Genomic DNA, 3,202 nt, shown 5'->3' on the forward strand with positions numbered 1-3,202 from the left:
CCGGACAGGGCCTGCATGGTCAGCGGGGTGATGAATTCGGCCCCGCCGTGGGTCATGACGACGCGCACTTGCGCGCCGTGCTCCAGGAGTCGGCGAACCAGCTCGGCGCTCTTGTAGGCAGCAATGCCGCCGCCGACGCCAAGAACGATGCGTTTCCGATACAGCCGCTGCATAGGCTTGCCTTTCTTTGATCAGTGTTTGCACGCGGCGACGACGCCTCCCCAGGCCGAATCGTCGCGTAAAAAGAGGGGGCTACGATAGCACAGGGCTGAAATGGGGAGCAGCCACACACAGACAGAGGGACAGTTATGGGTATCAGGGATTGGCCGTCGGCGGAACGCCCGCGGGAGAAGTTGCTGGAGCGAGGGGCCGGGAGCCTGTCGGACGCCGAGTTGCTGGCGGTGTTCCTGCGCACCGGTGTGGCAGGCAAGAGCGCGGTGGACCTGGCGCGCCACCTGTTGCAGCAGTTTGGCGGCTTGCGGCAACTGCTGGAGGCCGATCAGCCGACGTTTCAGCGTGAGCTGGGGCTGGGCCCGGCGAAGTATGCGCAACTGCAGGCGGTGATGGAGATTGGGCGCCGGCACTTGGCCGAAACCATCATCCGCGACCCGGCGTTGCAGAGCCCGGGGGCGGTCCGGCGTTACCTGAAATCGATGCTGCGTCATGAAGAAAGCGAGGTGTTCGGCTGCCTGTACCTGGACAACAAGCACCGTCCTCTAGGGTTCGAGGCGTTGTTCCGCGGGTCCATCAGCAGTGCCAACGTCTACCCTCGGGAAGTCATCAAGCGTGCGTTGGCCAGAAATGCCGCAGCATTGATCCTTTGTCACAATCATCCGTCAGGTGTTTCCGAGCCAAGCCAGGCAGATATCAATCTGACCCTGCGCTTGCAGAAAGCCCTGGGCCTGATCGAGGTGCGGGTGCTGGATCACATCATCATCGGCGATGGGGAGCCATTGTCGATGGTGGAGCGGGGCTTGTTCGCTGCCTGACGCTGCTGTGCGTGGGCGGTACTAGTCGATCAGCTTTGTTGCAACAAACGACGCAGCCAGCCCGACAACCGAAGCCAGCAGCAGGTAGTGACGCACCACAAGCTCGGTTCTGATCGTGGCTGGAAAGGACTCCACGTCTGCGGCCTGCAGCGATCCTGTTCTGATGAAGAGCTTCGCATGAGCCAGAAGCGCAGCGATGCATACGGTAAACACGATTCTGCCAAACACCGTGTTGTACATCACCGGGCGCTGTCGATTCACCACCGCCTTGCAGTTGGCAAGGTACCGGGATGCACTGGTCATGTAGCGCATGCCAGCCTGTGCGTACTGGGTGGCGACCCACCCCAGGCCGGCGATGCAAGGCAGTTGCAGTGCAAGGGGCAGCCAATAGGGTGAATACCCGCCGAGCCCGAACTCCGTCGGCTCGCCCTGGTGCTGAACGGCTTTGAGCGCCTGCAGGGCAAGGGCCAGCAGCACCAGAACGGCCAGCATTGCCAGCCTGAGGTGGTGGCTAAGAACCAGCAGCGTTCTGAGGTTGCCGGGGAAGCGCTTGATGTCCTCTGCGCTCAGGCCCCCGAACTCGACCGGGCAATCGGGGTAGGCCAACAGGCCGGCGATGTCGCCCACTGCCCTGAATCGTTGGCGCAGGCCCAGGTTGAGGCTGTACCGATGAGCGTCAACCAGCGGCGAGTTGTGAAGGTGCTCGAGTGCTTCGGCCAATCGCTGGGTAGCAATGTAGAGAAGCAGTGCGCCGAAGACCACCGGGCCGAGTATCAGTGCCACGGTGAGGCCGGCGATAGCCGCTTCGATCCAGTATTCAATATCCAATGCGGCTATCCGTACGGTGCGGTTCGCTGGGCAACCATCGTAAGTCGATGGCGAGAGTCACCTGGCGGCCTGAACACGCGGTGCAGGCTGCTGCAGTGTCCTTCGGGCTGCCAGAGGACGCTGTCAGGAGCCTGCAGGCGCGAGTCGTTCAGCGTGCGGTCTTCACCGTGGCAAAGTCCTGCCGGCCGAACGGGCTGACCGTGTAGCCCTCCACATCCTTGCGCATCAGCACCGCTGCCGTGGGGTGCGCCAGTGGCAGCCACAGCGCCTGCTGCTGGATCAGCCCCTGGGCCTGCTGGTACAGGCGGCTGCGCACGCTCTGGTCGTTGGTGGTCTTGCCGGCACTGATCAACTGGTCCAGGCGCTTGTCGCAGTACCGCGCGAAGTTGGTCCCCGACTCTACTGCCGGGCAGGCAAACTGCGGGCTGAGGAAGTTGTCGGGGTCGCCGTTGTCGCCGGCCCAGCCCATGAACAGCAAATCGTGCTCACCGGCCTTGGCGCGGCGGATCAGCTCGCCCCATTCGATCACGCGAATCTCGGCCTTGATGCCGACCTTCGCCAGGTCTGCCTGCAGCAGTTGTGCCCCCAGGCTCGGGTTGGGGTTGAGCAGGCTTCCCGAAGGGCGCGTCCAGATTGTGGTGCTGAAGCCGTCCGGCAACCCGGCCTTGACCAGCAGCGCCTTGGCTTTGGTCGCGTCGGTCGGGTAACCCGGCAAGTCCTTGGCGTAGCTCCAGGTGTTCGGCGGCAGGGGGCCTTCAGCGGCGACTGCGGTGCCTTCGAACACGGCCTTGAGGTAGCTGGTCTTGTCGAACGCCAGGTTGATCGCCTGCCGTACCTCGACCTTGTCCAGCGGCGGGTGCTGGCTGTTGATCGCGACGAACGCGGTCATGAACGCCTCGGTCTTCTCGACCTTCAGGTTTACGTCTTCGGCGGCTGCCGCAACGTCCAGCGGCTTGGGCGACAGGGCGATCTGGCACTCGTTGCGCCGCAGTTTCTGCAGGCGCACGTTGGCGTCGGGGGTGATCGCGAAAATCAGCGGGTCGACGCTCGGCTTGCCGGCAAAATAGTCGGCATTGGCGCGGTAGCGGATCACTGCGTCCTTCTGGAAACGCTGGAACACGAACGGGCCGGTGCCGNNGCAACTGGTCGGCGTATTCGGCCGAATAGATCGAGGCGAAGCCCATGCTCAGGGTGGCGAGGAAGGTCGCGTCCGGATGGTCGAGGGTAAAGCGCACGCTCAGCGGATCGGGTGCCTCCACCTGCTTGATCAGGCTAGGCAGCTGCAACGACTGGGCATGCGGGTAGCCGCTCTGGGTGATCTTGTGCCAGGAGTGGGCGGGGTAGAGCATGCGCTGGAAGCTGAACAGCACGTCGTCGGCGTTCAG

At 63.6% G+C, this 3,202-nt stretch carries 3 protein-coding genes and 1 pseudogene; 1 reads left to right on the forward strand and 3 read right to left on the reverse strand.

Annotated features, from left to right (window positions below; translation table 11 throughout):
* Nucleotides 1-173: flavoprotein (locus tag B4I46_RS16875; protein ID WP_286901060.1), on the reverse strand; the 173-nt coding region annotated here is incomplete at its 3' end.
* Nucleotides 174-308: 135 nt separating this feature from the next.
* Between B4I46_RS16875 and radC the strand changes: the two genes are divergently transcribed.
* Entirely contained in the window at nt 309-989 is a 681-nt protein-coding gene (gene radC, locus B4I46_RS16880; protein WP_043859855.1) for a RadC family protein, read from the forward strand.
* 21 nt (nt 990-1,010) lie between these two features.
* Here radC and B4I46_RS16885 read toward each other — a convergent pair whose 3' ends face one another.
* Nucleotides 1,011-1,817, reverse strand: coding sequence for a hypothetical protein (locus B4I46_RS16885; protein WP_043859854.1), 807 nt, complete (start codon nt 1,815-1,817; stop codon nt 1,011-1,013).
* A 148-nt stretch (nt 1,818-1,965) separates the two neighbouring features.
* Nucleotides 1,966-3,202, reverse strand: a pseudogene (locus tag B4I46_RS16890) (ABC transporter substrate-binding protein); the annotation flags it as partial.

The sequence above is a fragment of the Pseudomonas sp. UBA7500 genome (assembly GCF_002478435.1).
In the GTDB taxonomy this organism is placed as follows: Bacteria; Pseudomonadota; Gammaproteobacteria; order Pseudomonadales; family Pseudomonadaceae; genus Aquipseudomonas; species Aquipseudomonas palmensis.